This window comes from Streptomyces sp. NPDC006624 (genome assembly GCF_040611555.1).
Lineage (GTDB): Bacteria > Actinomycetota > Actinomycetes > Streptomycetales > Streptomycetaceae > Streptomyces.
Window position 1 is genome coordinate 159,155 of sequence record NZ_JBEXOM010000015.1, and the last position, 20,412, is coordinate 179,566.

Here is a 20,412-nt window from a genome sequence, read left to right on the forward strand (position 1 = left end):
CCCCCTGCCCCTCCTGGGCTGGATGATGGAGCCGGGGGATACCCCACGCGGCTCCCGCCACCACCGAGTGCGGCATGCAGACCGTGATCGGCGGAAGCCGGGCGGACATCGACCTGCCGCAGCGGGTCGGCGAACTACAGGAGGCGTTGCGGTGCAGCTGGAGCAACAGTCCGGTCGGCTCTGGGGCGGCGGCGTCGCCGCCCGCATCGACGCTCGCATCACCGCGGACCCAGGAGATGCAGAGAGGGAGTCCGCGCCGGTCTTCCACCTGAGCCGGCATGACCCAGCTCCCGCGCCCGACCCGGACGACACGCTGCTGACCATGTTCCTCACCGCCGTCGACACCGGCACGTCCGAGGACCGGAGCAGAACTGCCGCTTTCGAGCGCTGGGCACTGACGTCGTCGGCGGTCGCCGTACGTGTTCGCGGGGACGAGGCGCCGGAACTCGTCGTGGACCGGATGATGGCAAGCGTAAGCCTGGTCGCGGTGAACACCGCAGGCGCCCTGATCGACGGGCGGACTTGTCGTGTGGGGCTGCGCTCGTCGATCTTCGGGGGGCGGTACAGCCGAGACGGCGTTCTTCTCACCATGACGAGCGAGACGCCCGACGCGCCGGTGGAGCTGTTTCCGTCGCTGCTGTACGCCTGGCTGTCGTGGTGGCGTCAGCGCGACAGGGCGCGGCATGCCCCGCAGGCCCCGCCGCCTCCGCGGCGCGACAGCGCTGACATCAACGACTTCGCGGGGGAGGTCGCCGCGTGGATCGAGCGGGCCGCAGAGGTGAACCGGTCGCGCCCTGCTCCCAAGGCCAACGTGCCGCTGCCGCCGGAGCGCCTTGACCTGATCGAGGACGGGCACCGCTACACCGTGCACCTGAGGGACTTCGAACTCACCACCTGGCCGGACCTGCCTCCCGCGCCGGACCGCGGGCTGTAATTCAGCGACGGGTGCCGGGACACGCAGCACGCTGCCCATGGCAGCGCAGCGCCAACTCTTCGCAGCCCTCGGACCGTTGCTCCGTTGCTGGCCGCCGATCAGCCAGGAAGAATACGGTCCGTTGCTGATCAGTGCGGATCGTGCGCAGATTCCGGTCTGTGGGTGGGGATGAAGTCAGGGAAGTTGTGGCCGCATCGGGCCGAGACAGCCGAGTCCGGATAACTTGGTAATCCGAGGTCCGGTGTGCCGATAGCGTGAGCCGGTGGACGACGATCTCTTGCAGCAGATAGAGAAGGCCCGATTCCCCTCTTCGTGGGTTGGCAGCATTGCCTGGGCACAGGCCCTGATCCGGTGGCATTTCATCCTCTCGGCCAACGCCTGGGCCGAGGCTGAAGAGGACCTCGGTGCCGACCAGGACGAGCTGACCTCGGTCGTCACCGCGGTGCTGGCGGCTGCGCTGCACGCGACGGCGATCAAAGAGGGACTCGATGCTCCGGATGGTGCCCGCCTGCTCCAGGTTCCACTCCAGCCGATGATCGAACTCGTCACCCATCCGGACTGGGACGTCCTGCGACAGGCTGTCCCCGAGGACAACGTCATCTGGCCACAGGCGCCTGAACTCCTCGAGCTCATCCTCACTCCCAAGGACCCGGACGGGCTCGCTGTGCAAGGTGCGGTGACCGCGCTGACAAACCGCGTGATCCGGACTCATGCGTCACACGGTGAGACGGTCGGTGAGCGGCTGCGCACCATCCCCGATCTGCAGCAGGCGATTGAGCGCCTCGAGTCTCTTCCGTATCCGGTGAACGAAAGCGGTGTACCGGCCCTGGCGCAGCCAGTGGGCGGCCTCTCGCTCGATGCCCACCGCCGGGCGGCCGAATCTCTCAAGGCACACCATCGGGTTCAGCAGATCATCGGGGATATGCATCCGGCCCTGAGCCGTGAACTGCTGCTGGTGCGCGCCGCGTTGCTCGACCGGATCGTCCTTGCGTTCGCCGGCTATGCCTCTGCCGAGCAGCAGGACAACGCCCGCGCCACAGCGACCGCTCTGCGGGAGCAGGATGCGAGAAGCGGCCTGTGGCGCGGAGATGTCCCGCCCATGGACATCCGGTGGGACGACGTCCCGCAGCGGTATGTCCGTCAGGAGTTCCTCGCCTACCTGTCCCGCACCACGGCCGGTCGGCAGACCCCCGCGCGCTCCGGGCACGTGACCTCCGTCCACCTGATCGAGGTCCCCGCGCATCACACCCTGCCGGCGCAGTTCAGGAACCACCCCTGTGGGCGGGGTCGGCACCGGCATGATTACCGCATCCGGATTGAGGTCGTCGCCCCGCTCGACGTGCTCACTGAGGATGCCTCGGCGCGGCTGCGCACGACGGCTGCTGCTCTGGAGCGCGCGGAAGGTCCGCTGTGGGACAAGGACCTGGAACGGCTGGACGGAGGCGTGGAGGCAGGAACGGACGAGCGGTGGCTGGCCGGGTGGGTCCACCAGTGGGTGGACGCTCAGCTCCCCCCGGGCCTAGGGGAGCACCTCCTGGTCGAGGTCGAGGCCATCGACCTGGCGTCGATCCCGGCTGTGCACCTCGGCAAGGCACGGTAGGACCTCGCCTTCGGGACACTGGGCCGCTCTGTGAAGGGAAGCGGGTGCTCAAGATCAGCCAATTATCCGGGCCCACCGTTCGAGGGGGACAGTATCGCGGACCGGGGATCAGCGGCACACGGCGGACACCCGCCTGACCGACGGCTCGTGCAGCTACCGGATCGGATCGACGGTGACGGACAACGAGTGACCGGTGGGCAGCAGTGCTCGATAGCGGCGGCCGGGCCGGTGCCAGCGGGACTCCGTGTCGGGGATCAGGCCCTCGAGCAGGCTGTGCGCCGCGTGATCGTTTTCGGTTATCACGTGCACAGTGTGGGAGCGGCTGTGGTCGGTGACCACCAGTTCGTCCATATGAGATTCCGTCGTCCCGGCCCACGCAGTCAGCGCTCTCAGCGCGTCTGCCGTCTCCTGGGTGGTCGTCGTGCGCTCTGGGAGAGCCGGCATTCCGGGGACATGGGGAGCCGCGTTCGTGACGGCGACGACGAGGGTGTTTTCCCACCGCCCGCGGGCCGATGCGCCGTAGCGGCCCATCAGGACCTCACCCACCTTGGGCACTGCGTGCACACGGGCCGCGATCTGGTCCACCGCCATCCGCTGGTCAGCCAGCGGCAGCTGATTCGGCGTTTCAAGAATGACGTATGGGCCCCCGTCGCAGGTGAAGGTGATGGACAGCGGCGGCAACGATCCGACGTCGTCCAAGAGTCGCGCCACGTCCTCCAGTTGCCGCACAAGATCCCGCATACGAACAGCATCCCGTAAGCGGTGGAGCCTGTCACACCGCGGTGATCGCATACCTAGGCTTCCGCACACTCGACGGGCGCCGCTGGAGGCGTAGTTGGCCTCCATCCATCCAGTAGCAGGGGGGAGACCACCGGCGGGTGCCACTCAGCGGGAACAACGGCGCACATTGGCGTGATAGCCCGTGGCGGGGCCCGGGCCAGGGCCGGTTCACCGCTGTGCGGGCGGCCGGTAGGTGGCGATCGCCCGGCTGAAGACCTCGGCGACGCGATCACGTTGTGCCGCTGGGCCCACGACGAAGATGACGTGGTAGCGGCCGCTGATGATGGCGGCCTGGTTGCAGGCGTAGAGCAGGGTCTCTCGGGCGTCGGCGTACGTGTACCGGCCCTCGGCCAGTGCCTGGTCCGCCCCGATCTCGATGCGCCGGACACCGTCTGCGGTGCCGGCGGGGTCGGCTCGGTAGGCGGCGAGTTCCGGTTCTGTTTTCTGGTAGTCGAGTGGGTCCGGGTGGTCGTCGACGGTGTCGCGGCCGGGTACGACGATCAGGGTGAGGTCGTCGCGGGTGAAGCGGACGCGGGACTGAACGGGCTCGGCGTGGCGCTTCCACCCGGTTCCGAGGGCGAGCTGGAAGCCGGCCGGGTCGTCACGGGCCGAGTCGGCGGGCGGCTGGCCCGAGGGAGGGGCGGAGGCGGCGGGCGGGTCTGGGGGATGTGCCGCAGTGGGCGCCTTCGTGGCCGGGGTGTCTGGGGCACCGGCTTGACCTGTCCGGGGCAGGGCGGCGAGGGCTGCGTAGACCGTCGCGCCCAGGGCCAGGGGGACCGCGGTGGCGATAAGGAGAGTGCGTCCCCGTAGGCGCGGCCCCGTCCGTGTACGACGGTGCCGCCCCGACCGCACGGCCACCGGCCCGGCGGGGCGGCGACGGACCAGGTGGCCGCGGAAGCGCAGCACCGGCAGGCGTCTGGCCGGCTCTTCGGCCGGGTCACTGGGGGGTGCGGGTTCACGGGCGGCGCGCAGCAGGGACACCAACCAGCGCTCGGTTTCGTCGATGGACAGCCGCTGCCCGGGGTCCTGGCGCAGCAGGGACTCGATGACGGCACGTATTTCCCCGCAGTCCTCGGCGAAGGCGGGCGGGTCCGCGCACACAAGGTCGACGAGCTCCTCCACATCTTCTTCCGGGTAGGGCGGGTGGCCCTGGATCGCGCGGAAGAGGAGGACGCCGAGCGCCCACAGGTCGACACCCGGCCCGAGCGGCGGCGCGAGCTGCCACGCTTCGGTGACAGGCGCGGCTTGTTCGGGCGCCCACCGTTCGGTGACGGCACCGATGCGTACCATTCGCGCGTCTCGAGCCCGGCGCGCCTGGAGCGCTGTGACCGGACCGGGAAAGTCCTCCGCCGGGTTGCAGGGAGCCGGTGGCGGGACGGCGCGGTCCTGGCTGGACGTGGCCGGATGGCCGGCGGGGCGGGAGGGGCGGGCTGCTGCCTGGCGCTGGGCGTCGGCGCGTAGCGCGGCCGACCCGCCACCGCCGCGTGCGGGCGTGAACCCCGCCGGCAGCCACCCGGGCCAGGGCAGCTGCGTCTGACAACCGGGCTCGGGGGAGGATTCGGGCCGGTGGAGAGGGCTGCGCCGAGCGGTCTCGTCGTCGTGGGGGTGCGGGAGCGGCCGGGGCCGGTGCCCGCACAGGGCCTCCTCGGCGACACTCTGCGCGAGGCCGCCGATGAGGACGCCGCCGTCGTCGCCGATGAACACGGTGTCCGCCGTGATGTTGCGGTGGAGCCAGCCGCGCGCGTGAAGGTGCCGGAGTGCGCGCAGAATCTCGCGCGCGATCTCGGCGGCCCGCAGCGGGGTCAGTGCCGCACGCCGAAGAAGGGCCGACATTGGGTACGCGGATACGCGCTCACTGACGATCCACAACGTACCCTCGATCAGCACGTCGAAGACCTGGGCGAGATGGGGATGGTCGGGCAGCCGGGTGAGGGCACGCACCGCCTCGTATGCGGTGCGCACAGGCTCCCCCGCCTGCGGGCCGTCTGGCGAAGTATCGGTCGGGGCGTTCCCCAGCGGGTCGGTGGTGAGCGTCTCGGGGAGGACGACGCGGGTCAGTATCACCTCGTGCCCGCTGAGCATGTCCACACCGTGCATGGGCGCATCGGCTATCTCCGGCTGGCGATCCGCGGACAGGCGGTACCGCCCACCGAGCATGCGCGTCGAGTCGTCGTTCATCGTCGTCCTTCTCGGCCCCCGGCGCTGCCGCCGCCACGCCCATCGAGGGGACAGCGGCAGCACCCGGGAGCCGCCCTCATCGGCTGGCGCCGAGGTCCTCGTCGTGGTGCACCAGCGGTCGCATCTCGCGCCCGGCCACGATCTCCGCGGCGGCGAAGACCGTGGTGATCTGATAGGTCACCGCCTGGGCCACCGGCACCGGCTCCGGCCGCAAAGCCGCCTGCGCCCGGCGGCACCACGCCCCGAACTCGTTCTCCACCGCCTCGTGTTCGCTGCGCAGGGCACGGTTGCGGGGCTGACTGGCGCAGCGGTCCCGGAGGTGGCGCAGCAGCATGCCGACGGCGCGCAGCGGCACCGTCAGCGTGAGCGGCTGATCCGCGGCCAGGGCGGGGTGCTGGTGCACCTGCCCAATCATGTACGTCATGATCGCGGCCTGGTCACGCACGGCCGCGGTGAAGATGCTCTCTCGGCCGCAGTCGGCCGCCAGCACCCGGTGCAGCGCGTCGTTGACGGCGGCACGGGCCTGGTCCAGGACGGCGATGCTCTCATCCGCGGGCAGGACGAGCGGGCCCGTACGCCACATCGGCACCTCGGGGAAAACGCCCAGGGCGCCGTGCCGGGCGGCGTAGTGGGCGCTGCTCATGCCGGTGGGTTCCCATGCGGCGTCGGGCGGGGCCGGCTGGGGGCGGGGGAGAAGGAACACGCCGTGGCCGGGGCTGTCCCAGCCGGCGCAGTCGCTCGGCGCGGAGGCGACGGGCAGCGCGCTGCGGTCGGCCGCGGCGGCGAGCACGCCCACGAGCTGTGGTTCTCCGGGCGTGATCATGTAGTGGCAGTGGTCCCAGTTGCCGCTGTGCAGGGAGACGAGCAGGCGGGGGCGCACGCTGTCGATGACCGTCATCATGGCCCGCGTCTCGGGCAGCGGGGCGGTGAAGTGCTCGGTGGGAAACGTCCATTCGGGCTGGTCCGCTCCGGCCGGCCGGTAGAGCCCGCGGTGGTAGGACTCCATGGTCGGTGGCCACGACGTCCACCATGCTTCGTTGAGCGCGGTCCCGTCGGGATCGGTGCACGGTATGAAGTGCCAGGTGTATCTCTCGCGGGTCTCGGCATGCCTGCTGACGTACTGGGCGAGGGCCTCGATGGTGGCCAGGCCGAACGGCTCGTCCGGGTGCGGGGCGCCGAGGAGAAGCACATCAACGGGCCCGCCCTGGACGGTGAACAGATCCACCGGCCGGCCGGAACGGGAGCGGCCGACAGTCCGCAGACGGCACGACTGCGGATGCGCGGCGCTCACCGCGCGCAGCCGCAGGACGAGCTCTTCCAGCGTGGGCGGTCGATCACCGATGAGATGAGTCGCGGGATGAAGATCCACGAACAACCCTTCCTCGTAGCTGAGCGGGGTGAGACGGAGGGGCAGGGTCAGCCGCTGGTGATCGCCCTGAGTGCGGTGCGGATCTGCTGGTCGTGGTGCTGGGCGGTCCCCAGAAGGGAGGTGACCAGGGCGCTGTCGGCAAGGGTTGAGCGCGCCAGGTCGGCAGCCTCCTCTTGGTGGCCGACGTGGTGCAGGAGCACCGCGAGGTCGGCCTGCGCCCGCAGGGTGTGCGGGTGCTCGGGCCCCAGCGTTCCGGCACGGTCGGCGGCCAGTTCGCGGACGACGGCGAGGGCCTCGTCGTAGCGCTCCTGCTCCCGCAGCAGCCGCGCCAGCAGATGCCGTGCGGCCAAGGTGGTGCGGTGCCGGACACCGAGCACCCGGGCCAGATCACCGGCCACCGCCCGCAGGACCTCCTCGGTGTCCGGTGCCCCGGTGCGCTGGAGCACCCAGGCCAGGGCCAGCCGCGCGGCCAGGGCTTCCTCGTGCGTCGCCGGCAGTCCCGTCTCAGCGCGATGGACAGCCTCACGGGCCAGCGTCTCTGCCTCCTCCCACCGACCCTGTTCACCGACGGCCTCGGCCAGGCGTGCCATCGCCCCGACCGTCCCGGCCGCCACCGGGCCCGCGAGCTCTTCCCGGCCCTGCACAACTTCCCGCAGCCGGGCTTCCCCGTCGGCCCACCGCCCTTGGCCGTAGCAGACCAGGGCATGATCGTGCAGCGCGGCCAAGTACGGCAGCGTGCCCCCCGCGCCGGACTGCTCCATCACGCTCACCACATGCGCGTACAGAGCGTCCGCGCGTTCGAAGTCTCCGTCGCGGAAGGCGAGTCCGGCCCGCGCCTGAAGGCGCTCCAGGAGACTCCCGCGCCCGCTGTCGCGCTCGGGTGTTGCTGCGCCCGGGGGCGTGGCGGCCCGGGCGGGGCCGGGCGAGCGGCGCAGACGGACGTAGGTGCGGTCGTCGAAACTGGCCGCGCCGGGCTTGACCCCCTTCGTGCCGGGGTTCATGCCGATGCGCAGCGGGTCCTGGGCGATCGCCGCCTGCAGCTCGGCCTCGGCCGTCGTCAGCGTCGCCGCTGGCGACAGGAAGCCGTCACTGGCCAGCACGATCTCCTCCACCTGGTCATCGAACGGAATGACCTCCACGAAGTCGGCCGGCACCGGGGTGCCGTCCAGGACGCCGTAGCCGTACGGGCCCGGCCGGTTGGCCAGCCTGCCCTGTTCCTTCAGGACCGGCAGGATGACCTCGCGGCCCGGGTCCTGCGCCGCGATCTCCTCCTCGGAGCAGCCGCCGGCGATCATGCAGTGCGTGTACGCGGCCCGCGTGCCGGCCAGGACGTCGTCGATCCGCTTCGTCGCGGGCAGGCGGGTCCACGTCGCGCCGCGCCGCAGAGCCACGTGGACATCGCCGACCCGCCAGATGAGACGGAGAGCGGGCACCACAACGGCTGCGGCCGCACTGGGGGCGACCGGGTCGTCGGCCGGAACGTTCCACTGCGTTCGCAGCTTGGCCAGTGCCGTGGTGATCTGGTCCACCGCCCGGTCGGGCGCAGTGTCCGCAGCCATGCGGGCGAGGGTGTCGCGGACACATCGGGCGGCACGCGCGCCGCCGGTCAGCCCTCCGTAGTCCCGTCCGCTCTTGTCCGTGGCACCGTCGACCACGGCCACCAGCCCACCGTCCGCGACGAGCAGTTCGTCCTCGTTCGCAGCAGCCCCCTTGGGGACCGTGACGCGCTCGATCACCTCCCAGGCTCCGCCGCCGGGCTCCGGCCCTGAGGCCGGCCGGGGCGCCGGCACCGTCATGCCGGACACGGGGAGGGGGAGCAGGAGGGTGTTGGTGAAGGCGACCGCGCCGTGCCGGGCGTAGAAGTCGTGCGCGGTGTTGCCGTCGATGACGCTGATCCGCAGGGTCGTGGCGCCGTGGGCCCGGCTGTGGTCGTCGACCGCCTGGAGCAGCCGGCGTCCCAGGCCGCGTCCCCGGGCGTCGGCGGTTATGACCAGGGTCTCCAGGACGCCGACACGGTCGCCGAGTTTCCACGATCCAGCTGCCGCAATGACCCGTACGAAGGCGTACCCGAGGAGCCGGTCGTGGTCGCGGACGGTGAGGATCTTCGCGTGGGGCTCGTCCAACCAGGTGCGGTACTCCGCGCGCCGGATCTGCCATGACTCTTCCGCCGAGCGCACCTCCCCGAGGTCGCCGAGGTGAGGCGCACTGGCCGCATGGTGGTCCAGCAGCTCGCCCCACAGCGGCGCGAGCGCGTCGAGATCATCAGAGGGGTGCTCGGCGAGCACAAGGGTCGTCGCAGGTATCGGTGATGGCGGCATCGCAGTCCTTGTGGTGGGAGGGGTGCCGGGGGCGCGGCGCACTGGCGCCGCGCTCCCGGCGGGTGGTCAAGCGTTCAGGGGGATCACGGCGACGGAGTTCCAGGAGATCTCCCACGCCGTCTTGCCGTTGTCGCGTGGCCGCTCGTCGAAGCCGACCTCGAGCAGGTGCACCTGACTGACGTGGAAGGGGACGTGGCTGGGGGAGATGCGGCGCAGCGCGCTCTGCAGCGGATCGCTGTTGGCCGTGTCCCAGCTGTATCCGAGGGACATGTGGTGGCGGCCTCCGTCGTGCTGGATCACGTCGGGCCCGCGGGCTTCGATCAACGCATCCTGCACGTGTCCCTTGAGGTCGATCAGCGGCTCGTCGGGCGCGAGGTCCAGCAGGGCTCCGGCCTTGTTGGCGATCGGCGAGCCCGCGGTGATCTGGAAGGGCGCCAGGTCACCGATGTGCTTGTGCAGGGCTTCGACGAGGTCCTGACGTTCGGCCGCGCTGATCCGGTCTGCGGTGGTGTCCGCGATCATCTCCACGGTTGTGTGCAGCAGCCCGCCCGTGAGGAGGGTGATCGGATACGGTGCCATCGCCTCGTGACACGATGCGGTGAGCTGGGCGAGCTCGCGGTCCACCGTGAGGTCGGGTAGCAGGTAGACGTGCAGGACCTTCAGCCCGTCGGACCAGGCGCCACCCCGGAACTGCGGCGTGAACTTCTTCACGATGTGGTCTCCTTACTCAACGCCGCCGTCTCAAGGGTGGCTTCACGGGCGCGGGCGCCCGGACCGATTCGCCGATGGTGTTCTTGGGCCCAGACCGGCGCCGGGTCGTTCATGCCGTCGGCCCGAGGTCGATGCACGCCAGGGCCTTGTCGTCGGACACCTTGTAGCGGGGGTGCTTGACGCCGCTCGGGTCGTCGTCGTGCTCGTAGGCGTGGATGGCGTCGACGACCTGCTGGGGTCCGATCGCGGTGCAGGCGTCGGCGAACGCAGCCCAGGACCAGAGCCCGTAGGACTCGATTCCGGCCAGGGCGCCGTCGGTCATGACCCACATGCGCTTGAGGTCCGAGACGGGCCAGGACCGCACCACGGCGTGGCGGGCGGCCGCCGGCGTGGCCTCGGCCACCCAGTACGCCAGCGGGTCACCGACCTGGTTGATGTGCTGCATCTGGTGCTCCCGCAACTGCTGCAGCACCCGGCGGTGTTCGGGCGCGGTGAACCCGCCCCCGGCGCGCAGTTGCTCGGCCATGATGTTCCGGTGGGGGGAGAGCCGGACGAGAGTCTCCAGGCGCTCGTCGCGCAGCACTTCGAAGCCGTCGCGCTGCTCGACGACCACGGGCGTGTCGCAGAGTACGAGTGCGTCGACCATGTGGTCGTGGGGGCGGTGGCGCACGATCGCCGCGGTGGCAGCCGGCGAGGCGCCCGGGACCAGGCCGTGCTCGCCGGCCACAGTGGTGAGGGCCTCGTGGAGCGTGGTGCGCAGGTCAAGGTGCTGGGCGCGCTCGTGTACCGCGATGACCTCCTCGCCGAGGGTCTGGGCGTACCAGCCGCCGCGGGGGGCGTCATCGCTGAGGGTGGAAACGCCGTCGAGGACGACCACCAGGGTGGCGTCGGTATTGACGAGGATGCGGTCCTCGGACGGGCGGCCGCCGCCGGAGACCTCTCCGGTTGTTATCTGCACAGGAGTGCCTTCCATCGTGTGCGTAAGGAATGTCGGGGGCATCGGCGCGCACCGGTGCGCGCCGACGGGAGATGGCTACGCCTGGGCGCCGCCTGCGCCGAGCGGCACTTCGGCGATCACCGTCCACGTGTACCTCTCGCGCCAGGTCTGCTCCTGATCGACAAGAACGGCTCGGGTCACCGTCATCCGGGGGCGCGGCGGGCGGAGCTTGACCAGGGCCCGGGTCAGGTCGTCGTGATCCCACTGGGCGCCGCTGTAGGCCAGGCTCAGGTGAGGCCAGAACCGCTCGGGGGCCTTGGGCATCGTGTCCACGCCGACCACGTCCTCGGTCGCGCGCCGCAGAGCCCAGTACAGCTCGGAGATCCGCTCCTCGGGATAGATCGCCGGCACGACGCCGTTGTGGATCGCCTGCGCCGGTCCGATCTCGATCTCGAACGGCTCGATCCACGCCAGTGCCGGCCGCGCGGCATCCGCCACCGCGGCCGCCGCCTCGGCCGTCAGCGGGCCGACGGACTGGAGCGTCGCGTGCAGCCACTCCACCGGAACCGGGCTCAACTCGGGGTGCTGAGACAGGAGGTCGGCGTGCCGACGGACGAAGTCATGCACGGCCGGCTGGTCCTCGAACGTCAGGTGCCAGTGCGCCCGCCTCTCCCCCTTGGGCCAATGGTGGGTCTCCCAGAAGTCCCGCATCACGCCTCACCGGAGATCCTGGACGGGTCGATCTCGCAGATCACCGGCAGGTGATCCGAGGCTTCCCTCGCGGCCGGACTCGTGTGCGTGCGGTAGCTGACCAGCGCCGGCACGACGGGCCGGGTGGTGTACACCAGGTCGATACGGCGCGCACCCCACGGGTCAGGGTCGCCGCGCCCGTCCTCCCAGTGCCCGACCGTCGCCTGCCACGGCACCTTCAGGTGAGCGGCGGCGTCCACCATGAACCCGCGCCGCAGAAGCACCTCGCTCTGGCGGCGGTCGGCCAGCTGCTCCTTGCCGATCGTCCCTTCCAGCAGCTGGTACTCCAGGTCGTCGTGGTCATGGTCGAGATAGGACTCGGGGTCGTAGAACTGTTCGCCCTCCGGCTCGTCGACCTTCGCCGCCGACAGGGCGTTGAAGTCCCCCAGCACCAGGCCGGGCTTGGCGCCGCCGGTGGTGCGGAAGACGCTCTTGATGCGGAACGCCTCGTCCCGCCGCCAGTTCCCGCGGAACGGGTCGCCGTGGTACGAGGCGACCGTGACCGGCTCGGCGGCCCCGATATCGAACCGCACTGTCGTGAACCCGTGCCAGAAGTCCGGCGCCCCGTAGGGGCGGAAGCCCCCCGCGACCGGCTTGACGGTGCTGGGGTTCCACAACAGCGCCGTGTACCAGCCGCGCGCCAGGTTGTTGGCCATCGCGGTGGGGCCCGGCGTGCCGTCCGCGTGCACGGTGGTGGCGCTCAGCCCGGTCTCGGCGGCGAGCTGCTGAATGACCGTTGACGCCTCGGCCGCCCACTCGGCGGACGGCCGGGTCTCGTCGACGATCACTTCCTGGAGGGCCAGGATGTCCGGGGCGATCTCGCCGATGGCGGTCACGCGCGCTTTCCACGACGCGGTGTCGATGGTGTCGCGGCCGAGCTTGTAGGCGTTGAGGTTGGCAAGACGTATCGTCCGCACGAAGTCCCCTCCCGTTATCGGGTGTTGAGTTGGCTGCTGAATCCGGGCGAGCTGGCGGCTCGGGCGGGGCGCGGGTTGGGGTGAACGGCGCGCTCATGCGTGCGTGGCTCGCAGTTCCGTGACCGGGCCCGACGCCGCGTGAGGGATACCCCACCGTTCGTGCGCCCAGCGGGCGGCGAGCTCCGCCTGCCGGTAGCCGGTCTCACCCCAGCCCAGGAGCGCGGCCGCCTGGTCGGGAGTGGCGAGGAGCCGGGCGAAGATACGGCCGGTGGCCGGATCCACCCCGCCCGGCCCCACGTCCCTGACGGGGGCTGCCAGGCGGAGGCGCGCGCACGGCCCGATACCGCCGTAGACCTCCCCGGTCGCGTCATAGACCCAGCCCAGCCGCACGACGTCGTCGCCGATGGTCACCTGGGCTTCCTCGAACGCCTCACGCTTCAAAGCCGCCTCAGGCGAAACATCCTTGCTCTCGATGGTTCCTCCCGGAAGGGCAGGGAGCCGGTTAGCGGGATCCACGACGAGGACCACACGGCCGTCCGGCACGAACAGCCACCCCCACGCCTGCTTCACCTGCATGGCGTCCGGCACCGGTTCCGGGTGCCAGGGCCATGCCCGGCCGGCCCGCGGCCGGACGTACACCTCGTGGCGGTCCAGCGCCGGCACCTCCCCGACGTGCCGACCACCTTCCAGGTGCGCGGTCGTGCCGGACAGCCGGGCGCGCAGCGCGGCGAGCATGATCTGCGCGTCGACCGGGATCATCCGCTCGTGGGCCTGCGTGGAGTCGACGAACTCGAAGCCCAGAAGCTCATCGGCGGGTACGCGCAGCGCCGCGATCTCCTCCTCGGTGAGGGTGCCGCCGTCCAGGACGTAGCGGACCTCACCGGGCACGATCTTCCCGGCATCGATGTCCGGATGATCCGGGGGAAGCCAGTGCACGGCCAGCAGCCGGCCCGGCGTCCGCTCCACGCCGAGCTCTTCGCCGACCTCCCGCACCCACGCCTGCGCGGCGCTCTCCCCGGGCTCGGCGCCACCACCGGGCAGCAGCCACTGCTCACGGTAGGTGGGCTGGACCAGAAGGATGCGCCCGAGCGGATCGGTGAACAGGGCCGCGGCGCTGAGCCAGACCGCGTGCCGGGAACGTGAGTACTCGGCGTGCGACATCAGCCGCGGCGCGGGAAGAGCGGCGGGACTTGTGTCGTGTGAGGCGTCCATCAAGGGCTCCTTCTGTGCGGATCACGCGGGGCGGTCCGGTGCACCGACCGGTGACGGGATCAGGGCGCAAGGTGCGTCAGGCCGGGGGAGTGGGCCAGGCTGATGCGGGTGTAGTACTCGGTGCCGATGACACGGTGACGGACCTCTTCCGGGAGCCGAGACAAGATTCCCGGCAACGGCCGCTCCCGCTCTACCTGGCTGCGATGCGCAAGGATCGCGGCCCATTTGCGGGCCAGCCACGGCCGTACGTCCACCATCGCGCTGACGTGCTGGTCGGGGACGCTCAGCACCGACTTGCCGACCTGGTGCAGCAGTTCGCCGAGGTCTGCGGTGCCCGAGTCGGGATGGGTCGCAAGGTAGAGGGCGGACGGCTGCCACGGCGGGCCTGCATCCGGGTATCGCCGGGCGAGCCCGGCGGCGGCCACCGCGAGCAGGGCCATCTGGTGGGTGTACCGATGGTCGGGGTGGCCGGTCAGCTGCCCGTAGGCGTCGTGCGTGACGACGACGTCGGGCCTCACCTGCCGGATGTGGGCGACGAGCTCGCCGACGGCGTTCTCCAGGGGCACATCGCACCACCGCGGGCGCCCGGGAGCGGACTCGGGAACGCGGTGGTCGGCGTAGCCGAGCATGCGCGGCGCCTCGCCCAGCCCCAGGGCTGTCAGGGAGTCGGCGAGCTCGCCGGCGCGCGGGCTGTCCGCCGCCCAGGTGGCGGTGACGACGGCCGCGCGGGCGCCTCCTTCGGCGTGCTGAGCCAGGACACCCCCGCACATGAGTGCCTCGTCGTCAGGGTGCGCGAGCACAGCAAGCAGGTTCGGCAACACACCTGGCTCCTTTCGTCGTTGCGCCGCAGCAGGCCAGCTCATGCGGAGCCCCCGAATGGGGTTTCGGGAATCAGCGGCAGCAGGGAACGAACGTCGCGCAGCAGGTTGCATTCGGAGAACGTGCGCTTCAGATCCAGCACCGGTGTACCCGAGCGGTTCTCCACCCGGACGGTGACCGTCACCTCGCCGAGGCCGTCGCGGGGCCCGTCCTCGGCCGCAAACTGCCCGTACAGACGGGCTTCCTCGGCGCAGGTGGGGAGGGAGTGTTCTCCGGCGTATGCGCAGGGCTGCCCGCCGTGGGGTTCTTGAAGTCGGGAGTGGATGTGCCCGAACGTCATGCTGTTGGAGATGTGCGCGCGGGGCGCGTGGTCCTCGACGAGCACGGTGTGTTCGCGGGACCGTCCGGAGGGCACCTCCATGCGGATCGACAGCAAGAAGTACGGGCGGCCGTTGGGACCGACCGGCGCATGCTGGCGTAATTGCAGCGGCCAGTGCGCTATCCCGCTCCTGACCGCGGGCAAGGGCGCACCCTCGCGCGGGCGGAAGCGCAACACGTTCGGCGGGTACTCCGCGTCGTTCATCCAGTTGTCCTTGCAGGCCCCCGACAGCGGGGAGCCGGTTGGTCGCCGCCTCCGCGCCGGCGCAGAGGCGGCGAGTCCGCCATGTGCCGCAGGCAGAAGCGGTCTGCTGATGTGGCTCATCTGAGGGCGTCACGCAAGACCCCCTCCACCTCGGGCAGCCGGTCCAGCAGCATCAGCGCGGCCTCGTGCCGCGCCCGCCCGTACGCCTCGAGCGGCGCGTCGACGGCAGCCGGGTCGTCCAAGGGCTCGGCCATCGGGTAGGTCGAGGCCAGCGTGTAGGCACAGCCCACAGTCACGCTGCAGAGCAGGTCGTCCAGGGGGAGGCCCGGGTACTCGTCCCGGTAGGCGGCCAGGAGCGCGGGCAGCCCGGTGAGCCACTTGTCGCCGAGGAGAACCGTCCGCGGATCGCACCCGATCCGGGCCACCTCCCACGCGAGGTAGCGCGGCCGCGGCGGCTGGAAGTCCACCACGGCCGCCACCTTGTCCCCGCGCAGCAGCAGATTCGGGGCGGCGAGGTCCCCATGAACGACTTGCTCCGTCAGCGCGGGCAACCCGTCCAGGATGACCGCGACGCGATCGAGTAGGGCCAGGCGCTGCCGGGCGGCGTCCAGGGCCCACTCCTCGAACGGGCTGAGCCGGCCACGGCGACCGTACTCGCTGACCAGCCGATCGAACCGCGCCCGTGCCCGCTTCAGGTCGCATACCCCGGCACCATCCCGCAGCCGCGGAACGGCCGCGGGATGGGTGCCGAGATGGCGGTGCAGCCGTCCCAGAACCGTCCCGACCGCCGCCCACCGTGCACCGGCAAGTCCGCCTTCAGCGGTCTCGGAATCGGCCACGTACTCCCACAGGGACATCGGCAGCCGGCCCACCTCCTCGACCAGGGCGCCCTCGCGGGTGGGGTGCACAGCGGGCACCGGCACCCCGCCGCTGCGCGCGAAGGCGGCGAGCTCCACCGCTTGTCGCTCCCGCTCCACGGAGGCGTGGTCGAGGTAGACCTTGGCGAAGTACCGGCGCCCCGACCGGGTGGTCACCATGTAGTTCCAGGTCGCAGTGCCTACCGGGATCTGGGACACCTCGGCCGGGTGCACGCCGTACGCCATGACCAGCGTCCCGGCGACGGCAGTGACCATCTGCTCTGCGACTCTCATGCTGACGTCGTGTCCGGCTGTTGAGCGCGCGGGTCGGGGGCCAGAGCGACGGTCATCCACGGCACCGCCTCTTCAGCCGCGCTGGCTGCCGATGCCGCATCACTGTCGGAGCGGTCGCCCGAGTCGGCGGGGCCGGTGGGGTGGTCGGGTCCGGGCGGGTGGGGTGCGGTGGACATGGTCTCCTCGTTCGGTGTCGTTGGCCGGGGTGAATGGCGCACGGTCGGGCTCCGGGTTGGTCAGGGAGCGGGTACGGGGGTGCCGGTCAGGTGCTCGGCCCGGCGGGCGATGAGCGGGGCGAGAACCGGGTGGACGCCCCTGTGGCACGTCTGCAGGAGCTGGCCGAGCGCGACGAGTTCCCCGGCCCGGCCGGCAGCCGTGTCAAGGACGTGGGCGAACTCGCGGCGAATCCGCGCCGCGGTCACGGGGGCGGCAAGGGAGTAGGCGTGCAGCAGGCCCACGTCATAGCCGACGGGCAGGCGGCCCCAGTTCTCCCAGTCGAAGATCAGTAAGGGGGACTTCGTGAGATTCGCCCAGTGCAGATCACCGTGGCCGGTGGTGTAGTCGTGAACCTGAATCGGGTCGATGCCGAGGAATCGGCGGAAGTTGGTGTCGACCCACCGCTGCCGTACCGACTCCCGATCGGTTGGCACGGTGGCGAGCGTGTTCAGAGCGGCGCGCAGATCCGCCCACCAGGCGTCGGGGAGGGACACGTCCCCGACGAGCGCGGGGGTGCCGTCAGCGAGCGGGCGCGCGCTGATGTATTCGGTGAGCTCGGCACGGTAGGCGTGCTCGTCGGCGCTCCAGTCGACCAAACCCCGAAGCCGGGGCCGGGGCACTGGCCGGGGGACTGCCGTGTCCGCGAGCGCCGTGCCCTCCCACAGCCGTCCCCCGGCCTTGTCCACCGCGGCGGCGACAACCCGCAGCCAGCAGTCCCCGGCCCGGCGTCCCAGGGTGCGGCCCTGCCACCCCCACACCTCCGGCCCCGACACCGGCACCTGGAACTGGCGCGCGGCAGCCGCGTGCGCACGCCGCATCCGTTCCCTGTCGTCGTGCTCCGTCGGCGCGGCGAACACCACCTCGCGTACTGCCGGTTCCACCGTCACACCCCCTCCGCCGCCACGGCGATCCCCGGGCGCTCAACGGGGCGGGGGAGCAGCGCGTCACGCCCCGGCCACCGGAACACCAGGCGGCAGTGCTCCTTGTCCAGGACCTCCCCGGCGGGCAGCAGATCGTCAGGCGTCCCGGCCGGGTAGACCGTCAAGGCGGGATCAGCGTGCTTGCTGTTGTCGTCGGCGCGCACATGGCGGTCCCAGGCCCGGACCGTGACCGCCAGCTGCTCGGCCAGTCGCGGGCCCTGCTCGCCGAACGCGCGGACCACCCACTCCCACTTCTTGTCCTCGCGGCGCTCGCCGTCCTGGATCTGGACATGGGTGAGGTAGGCGAGCGAAGCGCCGCCGACGATTGCGGGTACGTCACGGCCCTTCACGATGCCGGTCACGTCCTGGTCCGGGTCCCGGTGGGCGGCCAGTCGGCAGAAGCCGGGCAGCGTGGTGGCCGCGTACAGCTGCAGGGAGCCGAAGAAGACCCCTGCCCCCATGGTCACGCCGGTGGCGACCTCATGCCGCGTCTCCCGCAGCGCCTCCTCCAGGCCGTCGGTGTCAGCGGCGGTGCCGTGCTCGAAGCGAAGCGTCAGCCCGCCGTCGAGCAGGGAGACAACCGGAATGGTGCGGGCCTGCTGCCCCTGGTCGCGGACGAACCCGCAGTACGTGAAGTGCCGGGCCTCCAGCACTGGCCCGCGCCGCTCGAAGGCGATCGCCCGGGTGTAGCCGCCGATCTCCAGCGGCAGAACCAGGCGTCCGCCCTCGGCCAGCTGCTTCCACCAGGCCGGGGCGATGTCCCAGCAGTTGTAGGTGACCACGCTGGCGTCGAAGCCGCCGCGGGGCACGAGGCGGGCGGGTGCGCCGAGGGCCGCGTCGGCTTCGACGACGGTGACGCGGCCGCTGCCGGCCTCAGCAAGGGCACGGCGGGTGCGGCGCACGACCCATGGGTCGATGTCGGCGGTGATCACGAGTCCGTCGGGCGCGGTGACCTGGGCGATCAACTCGGCGTTGTAGCCGCCGGATCCCGCCTCGAACACGACCGCGCCCGGCGTCAGGCACAGAGCCTCGATCATGTCGGCCTGGAGCCACGCCGCGGACACCGAGCTGATCGGCGCTCCGGTCTCATCGCGCCGGGTGATCACGGCCCGGTCGCCGCCGTCGTACGCGTCTGCGAGGCTCGCCTCCGGGGCGAAGCGGTGACGCGGCACGGTTCGCAGCGCATCACGGACCGGCTCGGACGGGGCCCAGCCGCCGTCGATCACCTGCTTGGCCATCGCGCGGCGCAGCCGGGGCGCCGCGGCCGGCTCACCCGGTACGGTCGGCTGCTCGACGGCGAGCGGGTAGGAGACCACGGGCGGCAGGTCGGGGATCACTCCGGGCCACACGGCATCCAGAGACTGGGCGGCGGGGACGAACACTGCACCGATGCAGGCAAGGGCGTGCAGGTCGACGAACTCCCAGCGGGCGAACTTGTCCGGCTCCGGATTGGCGAGGGTGCCGGACCAGTTGGTGATGCGGACGACTGCCGTCAGCCGCGGGACGTCGCTGGCGGCGTCGGCGAGCATCGTCACCACATACGCGTTCTCGGCGTCGGCGGTGAGCCCGGTCTCCTCGGCGAGTTCGCGCACCGCGGCCGCCTCGAACGACTCCGATCCGTCACTCTTCCCGCCCGGCAATTCCCACATTTCCCGGTGCGAGCGGCCGAGCAGGACTCGGCCGGCTTCGTCGGTGACGACCGCGAGGGCGCCCGTCACGGCCAGACCAGTGGGCGGTCGCTGCCGCTCCACCGCCCGGGTGCCGGTGTGGCAGGGGCCGCGCAGGACCAGGACGGCGAGCTGGTCCGCCTCCAACCGCTCGACCGTCTCCCACCCCTCGGTGAGCAGACCGATCTCGTCCTCATCGAGAGCGATCCTGCGGCGCTCCTCAGGCGTGTGCTCGACCACTGGGGTGATCACGACGAGGGCGCCGCCGGGCCGCAGCCGCTCACCGAGCGCGTGCACGACAGTCATCCGGTTGGCCAGGAAGGGATACATCAAGCGCAGCGTGACCAGGTCGTACCCGTCCTTGTGCAGCGGTTCCGGGTCGTCGCGTTCAAGGTCCAGACACAGCCAGCGCATCCCCTCGACCGCGGCGTGCTCCGCCCGGGCCCGCTCGAGGGCGCCTTCGGCGAAGTCCAGGGCGTCCACGGTGTAGCCGAGCGAGGCCAGGAACACCGCCAACTCGCCGGTGCCGCAGCCGGCATCGAGGGCCCGGCCGCCGGCAGGGGCGGGCGCGTGCTCGGCGAGCAGGGCCTTCTCCTTGTCCCCGAGCTGTCGGAAGCCGTTCCCATCGGCGTAGTGCTTGGACCATTCGGTCCGCGTGTATCCCACAGATCCCTCTCCTGGTACGTCAACGGCGGGTAGTGCCGTGCTGCCGCGGCAACACAAGGGGCCCGTACAGGGCGAACGGCTGTTTAGTGACGAATGCCCAATATCGGTCACCATAGGACCAATGCCAGTATTCCGTCGGGTAGTTGACCAATCCGGCCGCGGACAGCGCGGCCCTGAGGGTGCCCCGGTTCGTACGGGCCCGGTCGCTGAGACCGACGGCGTCGGTGTAGCAGGCGCCCGCCGACTCCTCCGGCGACGCATTGACCCGCACGCCCATGTCCATCTCGCGGCCCTGGTGGTCGACGAGCGTCACGTCGACGGCCGCACCGGCGGAGTGCGGCGCGATCTCCGGAGGCGACACGAAGCGGCTGGCGGCCTCCCGGATCGCGGCGGCCTGCCAGTCCGGATGGGCGCGGGCCAGCTCGTCGGAGTACTCCTCGAAGTACCTCCGCTGCAACGCCGGCGGCCGATACCCCTCGACAAAGAGCAGTTCCACCCCGGCGGGCAGCAGTGACTGGGCATGCAGCAGCCGGGTCAGCACCCCCTGTCGCACGTGGGCAAAGGCCCCGGCCGTGTCCTGCTTGCGGGCATCGACCTTCAGACCGTGCGCCCGCATGTCCACGAGCTCCTCGCCGCAGTCCGTGAAGGGGATCGCGGCGATCCTCCGGTCGGACATCAGCACAA

18 protein-coding genes are annotated in these 20,412 nt (G+C 71.2%); 2 read left to right on the forward strand and 16 right to left on the reverse strand.

Annotated features, from left to right (window positions below; translation table 11 throughout):
* Positions 1–151: 151 nt before the first annotated feature.
* Together ABZY20_RS25865 and ABZY20_RS25870 are read left to right on the forward strand one after the other, a co-directional pair.
* Positions 152–934, forward strand: coding sequence for a hypothetical protein (locus tag ABZY20_RS25865; RefSeq protein ID WP_356444099.1), 783 nt, complete (start codon positions 152–154; stop codon positions 932–934).
* Positions 935–1,196: 262 nt separating this feature from the next.
* The gene (locus tag ABZY20_RS25870) at positions 1,197–2,534 is read left to right on the forward strand and encodes a hypothetical protein (protein ID WP_356444100.1); all 1,338 of its coding nucleotides are present in this window, start codon (positions 1,197–1,199) and stop codon (positions 2,532–2,534) included.
* 153 nt (positions 2,535–2,687) lie between these two features.
* On the opposite strand, the gene ABZY20_RS25875 is transcribed toward ABZY20_RS25870, so the two are convergent.
* The 16 genes from ABZY20_RS25875 to ABZY20_RS25950 all read right to left on the reverse strand — a co-directional run bounded on the left by ABZY20_RS25875 (position 2,688) and on the right by ABZY20_RS25950 (position 20,404).
* On the reverse strand, positions 2,688–3,275 hold the full coding sequence (locus ABZY20_RS25875; RefSeq protein ID WP_356444102.1) for a hypothetical protein: 588 nt from the start codon (positions 3,273–3,275) through the stop codon (positions 2,688–2,690).
* Positions 3,276–3,482: 207 nt separating this feature from the next.
* A complete protein-coding gene (locus ABZY20_RS25880; RefSeq protein ID WP_356444104.1) occupies positions 3,483–5,492 on the reverse strand; it encodes a protein kinase in 2,010 nt (669 codons plus the stop codon).
* A 76-nt stretch (positions 5,493–5,568) separates the two neighbouring features.
* Complete coding sequence (locus ABZY20_RS25885) at positions 5,569–6,861, reverse strand: M14 family zinc carboxypeptidase (protein ID WP_356444106.1); 1,293 nt, start codon at positions 6,859–6,861, stop codon at positions 5,569–5,571.
* Positions 6,862–6,908: 47 nt separating this feature from the next.
* Positions 6,909–9,179: a tetratricopeptide repeat protein gene (locus ABZY20_RS25890; protein WP_356444108.1), complete on the reverse strand. Its 2,271-nt coding sequence runs from the start codon at positions 9,177–9,179 to the stop codon at positions 6,909–6,911.
* Positions 9,180–9,245: 66 nt separating this feature from the next.
* Entirely contained in the window at positions 9,246–9,890 is a 645-nt protein-coding gene (locus ABZY20_RS25895) for a hypothetical protein (RefSeq protein WP_007490609.1), read from the reverse strand.
* Positions 9,891–9,999: 109 nt separating this feature from the next.
* Positions 10,000–10,863, reverse strand: coding sequence for a hypothetical protein (locus tag ABZY20_RS25900; RefSeq protein ID WP_356444110.1), 864 nt, complete (start codon positions 10,861–10,863; stop codon positions 10,000–10,002).
* A gap of 60 nt (positions 10,864–10,923) precedes the next feature.
* A complete protein-coding gene (locus tag ABZY20_RS25905) occupies positions 10,924–11,538 on the reverse strand; it encodes a 2'-5' RNA ligase family protein (RefSeq protein ID WP_356444111.1) in 615 nt (204 codons plus the stop codon).
* On the reverse strand, positions 11,538–12,494 hold the full coding sequence (locus ABZY20_RS25910) for an endonuclease/exonuclease/phosphatase family protein (RefSeq protein WP_356444113.1): 957 nt from the start codon (positions 12,492–12,494) through the stop codon (positions 11,538–11,540). The genes ABZY20_RS25905 and ABZY20_RS25910 overlap by 1 nt, the downstream gene beginning before the upstream one ends.
* Positions 12,495–12,587: 93 nt before the next feature.
* Positions 12,588–13,706, reverse strand: coding sequence for an NUDIX domain-containing protein (locus tag ABZY20_RS25915; protein WP_356444115.1), 1,119 nt, complete (start codon positions 13,704–13,706; stop codon positions 12,588–12,590).
* Positions 13,707–13,765: 59 nt separating this feature from the next.
* Entirely contained in the window at positions 13,766–14,569 is an 804-nt protein-coding gene (locus ABZY20_RS25920) for a PIG-L deacetylase family protein (protein WP_356444117.1), read from the reverse strand.
* Complete coding sequence (locus ABZY20_RS25925) at positions 14,566–15,108, reverse strand: hypothetical protein (RefSeq protein WP_356444119.1); 543 nt, start codon at positions 15,106–15,108, stop codon at positions 14,566–14,568. Before ABZY20_RS25925 ends, ABZY20_RS25920 begins: the two co-directional genes overlap by 4 nt.
* Before the next feature lie 116 nt (positions 15,109–15,224).
* The gene (locus ABZY20_RS25930) at positions 15,225–16,259 is read right to left on the reverse strand and encodes a phosphotransferase (protein ID WP_356444121.1); all 1,035 of its coding nucleotides are present in this window, start codon (positions 16,257–16,259) and stop codon (positions 15,225–15,227) included.
* On the reverse strand, positions 16,256–16,435 hold the full coding sequence (locus tag ABZY20_RS25935; protein ID WP_356444123.1) for a hypothetical protein: 180 nt from the start codon (positions 16,433–16,435) through the stop codon (positions 16,256–16,258). Before ABZY20_RS25935 ends, ABZY20_RS25930 begins: the two co-directional genes overlap by 4 nt.
* Before the next feature lie 60 nt (positions 16,436–16,495).
* Positions 16,496–17,356 (reverse strand): hypothetical protein, encoded by an 861-nt coding sequence (locus ABZY20_RS25940; protein ID WP_356444125.1) that lies wholly within the window; start codon positions 17,354–17,356, stop codon positions 16,496–16,498.
* Positions 17,357–17,358: 2 nt separating this feature from the next.
* Positions 17,359–19,728, reverse strand: a complete 2,370-nt coding sequence (gene fxlM / locus ABZY20_RS25945; RefSeq protein ID WP_356444127.1) for a methyltransferase, FxLD system — start codon at positions 19,726–19,728, stop codon at positions 17,359–17,361.
* Positions 19,729–19,747: 19 nt separating this feature from the next.
* A complete protein-coding gene (locus ABZY20_RS25950; RefSeq protein ID WP_356444171.1) occupies positions 19,748–20,404 on the reverse strand; it encodes a M15 family metallopeptidase in 657 nt (218 codons plus the stop codon).
* Positions 20,405–20,412: the final 8 nt, after the last annotated feature.